The 3,575-nt window shown below is 66.1% G+C and carries 5 protein-coding genes; all 5 read left to right on the forward strand.

The features are described from left to right. Window positions 1–1,057, forward strand: a 1,057-nt coding sequence (locus NBV68_RS18475; protein ID WP_296312808.1) for a phage tail sheath subtilisin-like domain-containing protein, incomplete at its 5' end; no start/stop codon positions are given. An 88-nt stretch (window positions 1,058–1,145) separates the two neighbouring features. Next, complete coding sequence (locus tag NBV68_RS18480) at window positions 1,146–1,655, forward strand: phage major tail tube protein (protein WP_296312809.1); 510 nt, start codon at window positions 1,146–1,148, stop codon at window positions 1,653–1,655. 131 nt (window positions 1,656–1,786) lie between these two features. Then, window positions 1,787–2,140, forward strand: a complete 354-nt coding sequence (locus tag NBV68_RS18485) for a phage tail assembly protein (protein ID WP_296312812.1) — start codon at window positions 1,787–1,789, stop codon at window positions 2,138–2,140. Next, entirely contained in the window at window positions 2,140–2,268 is a 129-nt protein-coding gene (locus NBV68_RS18490; RefSeq protein ID WP_296312813.1) for a GpE family phage tail protein, read from the forward strand. Before NBV68_RS18485 ends, NBV68_RS18490 begins: the two co-directional genes overlap by 1 nt. Window positions 2,269–2,305: 37 nt before the next feature. After that, window positions 2,306–3,575 (forward strand): phage tail tape measure protein (locus NBV68_RS18495; RefSeq protein WP_296312816.1); only part of this gene is annotated, 1,270 nt, incomplete at its 3' end.

A 3,575-nucleotide genomic window follows, 5' to 3' on the forward strand; every position in this document is an offset into this window, starting at 1 on the left:
AGAGGCCGCCGCCGCGCTCGACGAAGCCTTCCCGCTCAACACCCCGGTGCTGATCACCGGCGGCGTGGACATCGCGGCGGGCAATGCCGGCACGGGTGGAACGCTCGGCCCGGTGCTGCGCGCGATCGGCGACCAGGCGAGCCCGGTGGTGGTGGTGGTGCGAGTGGCCGAGGGCGAAGACCAGGCCGGGACCGACGCCAACGTGATCGGCACCACCGACGGCGCGACCTTCACCGGCCTGCAGGCGCTGGCAGTGGCCGAGCAGCGGCTTGGCGTGAAGCCGCAGATCATCGCAGCCCCCGGCCTCGACACTCAGGAAGTGGTCGAGGAAATGGTCAGCATCGCCAAGAAGCTGCGCGGCTTCGTCTATGCTGCGGCTGAAGGCGACGATGTCGCCGAGGCGCTCACCTACCGCGAAAACTTCGGCCACCGCGAACTCATGCTGATCTGGCCGGGAACCAGCACCGAATTCGCGGGCGACATCGTCGCCCGCGCGATCGGCCTGCGCGCACAGATCGACGAGACCGTGGGCTGGCACAAGACGATCAGCAACGTCCCGCTGGTGGGAGTGACCGGTCTCGATCGCGACATCAGCTTCGACCTCACCGACCCGAGCACCGACGCCGGCGTGCTCAACGGCGGGGAGATCACCACGATCATCCGCCAGAACGGCTTCCGCCTGTGGGGCAACCGCACCTGCGCCAACCCGCTCACCAACCCCAGCTTCGTCTTTGAAAGCGCGGTTCGCACCAGCCACGCGCTGCAGGAGATCGTCGGCCAGATCGTCAGCCCCTTCATCGACCAGCCCATGACGATCGGGCTGGTGAAGGACCTGCTCGAAACCGGCAACGCGCGCTTCCGCCAGCTGGCGGTGCAGGGGGTGATCCAGGGCGCCGAGATGTTCTTCGATGCTGACCAGAACAGCCCGCAGGAGCTGGCCGCCGGACGCCCCCGCTTCCGCATCCAGTTCACCCCGGTCGCGCCGCTCGAGAACCCCAACGTCGATCTGGTGATCACCGACTTCTACTACACCGACTTCGCCGACCAGCTGGTCTGAGACGTTTTTGCCGCGCTACCGCTTCGCTGCTTGAGCGCAAATGTCCTCAAGCAGCGAAGCGGTAGGACAACAAAGGAGCTGACCCGCCATGGGCATCCCGAAGAAACTGAAGAACCTCACCGCCCACATCGACGGCGTGAACTACATCGGCCAGGTGGTCGAATTCGAAGAACCGGCGCAGGCGCTCGCCACCGAGGAATATCGCGGCGGCGGCATGATCGGCCCGGTGATGATCGACATGGGCCTGCAGGCCATGGAAGCGACCCTCAAGATGGGCGGCCATGTGGTCGAGCTGATGCGCAAGTTCGGCACCACCCGCGTCGACGGCGTCCGCGTCCGCCTGGTCGGCGCCTACCAGCGCGACGACACGGGCGAGGTCGAGACGGTCGAATGCTACCTCGGCGGCCGCTTCAGCGAGATCGGCACCGGCACCGCCAAGCCGGGCGACGATACCGAGCACGAGTACAAGCTGCCGCTCTCCTACTACCGCCGCGTCGTCAACGGCCGCGTCGAGATGGAGATCGACATGGTTGCAGGCACCTTCATCGTCGACGGCATCGACCGCTACGGCGAGATCATGGCCGCGCTGCAAAGCTGACCAGGTCCCGTCGGCCGGCGCTGTGCGGGGCGGTCGGTCGGCGGTTGGGGCGGGACGGCCATCCCCCCAAAGGATTTCCGGCCGTCCCGTCCCGCTTCGCCCCGCTCAACCTTGAATGAAGGACGCCCCGCATGGCTGACACAACCGCTCCTGCCCCGACCCCCGACACCGCCCGCTTCCAGACGATCACGCTGGCCGAGCCCATCAAGCGCGGCGAGCAGGTCATCGATACGATCACCCTGCGCAAGCCCAAGGCGGGCGAACTGCGCGGGCTCAACCTGCAGCAGCTGATCTCGGTCGACGTGGCCACCATCCTGCAGCTGCTGCCGCGCATCAGCGAGCCGGTGCTGGTGGAATCCGAATGCAACGGGCTCGACCCCAGTGACCTGACCGAAATCGGCGGTGCGATCCGTGGTTTTTTTATGACGGCGTCAGAAAAGAAGATGCTCGAGGCGATGATCGCGGACCAACAGCCGAAGACCTGATGGCCGATATCGCCGGCATCTTCCACTGGCCGCTGAGCGAACTCAAGGCGCTCGACATGGATGAGCTGGTCGAGTGGCGCGAGCGGGCCATCAGCTTCTGGAACAGGGCCAACAAGGCGAAGCCATGATGTCCTCAAGTAGCGCAGCGATAGGACGAAAGGCACCATGAGCAACAAGCTGTCCCTGCTGGTCAACTTCGTCGGCGTCGACAAGATGTCGGGCGCGCTGCGCAACATCATGAAGCTCGGCCGGCAGGGATCGCGCTCGCTCGGGGATCTGCGCGGGGAGGGCAAGAAGCTCGAGCAGCAGCTGCGCGAGGTGCGCCGCCAAATGGAAGGCGCAACCGGCAACATCACCGACCTCGCCAACCGCGAGCGGGAACTTGAAGGCGCGATCGAGGGCGTCAACGGCCAGATCGCCGAGCGCCGCCGCCTTTACGCGATCGAGGGTCAGCAGCGCGACGCGATCGCCAAGGCTGAAGAAATGCAGCAGCGCGGCCGCGACAACATGGTGCAGGGCGCCGCGCTCGCCGCGCCCTTCGTGCTTGCGGTCAAGGCAGCGGGCGACTTTTCGAGCGGGATGGTCGACATCCAGCAGAAGGCCGCGCTCACCAACGCCGAGACCGACAAGCTCGGCCGCACGATCCTCACCATGGCGGCCAATGCCAGCCAGCTTCCCGAGAACATGCGTGCAGGCCTCGATCTGCTGCTGGCCAAGGGCATGAACCTTGACGCGGCCACGGCTGCGATCGGCCCGGCCGGGAAGCTGGCGACCGCCTACAAGGTCGATCTGCCCGACGCGGCCGGTGCGGCCTTTGCCAGCATCAACAACCTCAAGATCGCGAGCGCCCAGACCGCGGTGATCTTCGACACGCTGGCAGCGGCGGGGAACGAAGGCGGCTTCGAGGTGCGCGACATGGCGCGGCACTTCCCCGCGCTCACCGCCCAGATGGCGGCGCTCGGCGAAAAGGGCGTGCCGGCGGTGGCCGATCTGTCTGCCGCCCTGCAGGTCGCCATGCACACCGCTGGCGATGCGGACGAAGCGGGAAACAACATCAAGAACCTGCTCGGCAAGATTAACGCTCCGGCGACCATCAACGCCTTCCGCAAAAATTTCGGGATCGATCTGCCCGCCGCGATGAAGAAGCTCGAGGAACAGGGCTATTCCTCGATGGAAGCCATCGCCATGATCACCAAAGAGGCGACCGGCGGCGACATGAAGAAGCTCGGTTTCGCCTTCGAAGACCAGCAGGCGCGCATGGGGCTGCTCGCCCTGATCCAGAACATGGAGGAATATCGCCGCATCCGGCAGGCCGCGATGAAGTCGGACGGGACGGTCGATGCTGCCTTCGACCAGCGCGTGCTGCGTGATGGCACGGTGAGCTGGGGCGCGTTCATGACCAGCGTGTCCGCCCTGGCGATCACCATGGGGACCA

The sequence above is a fragment of the Erythrobacter sp. genome (genome assembly GCF_023653175.1).
Lineage (GTDB): Bacteria > Pseudomonadota > Alphaproteobacteria > Sphingomonadales > Sphingomonadaceae > Erythrobacter.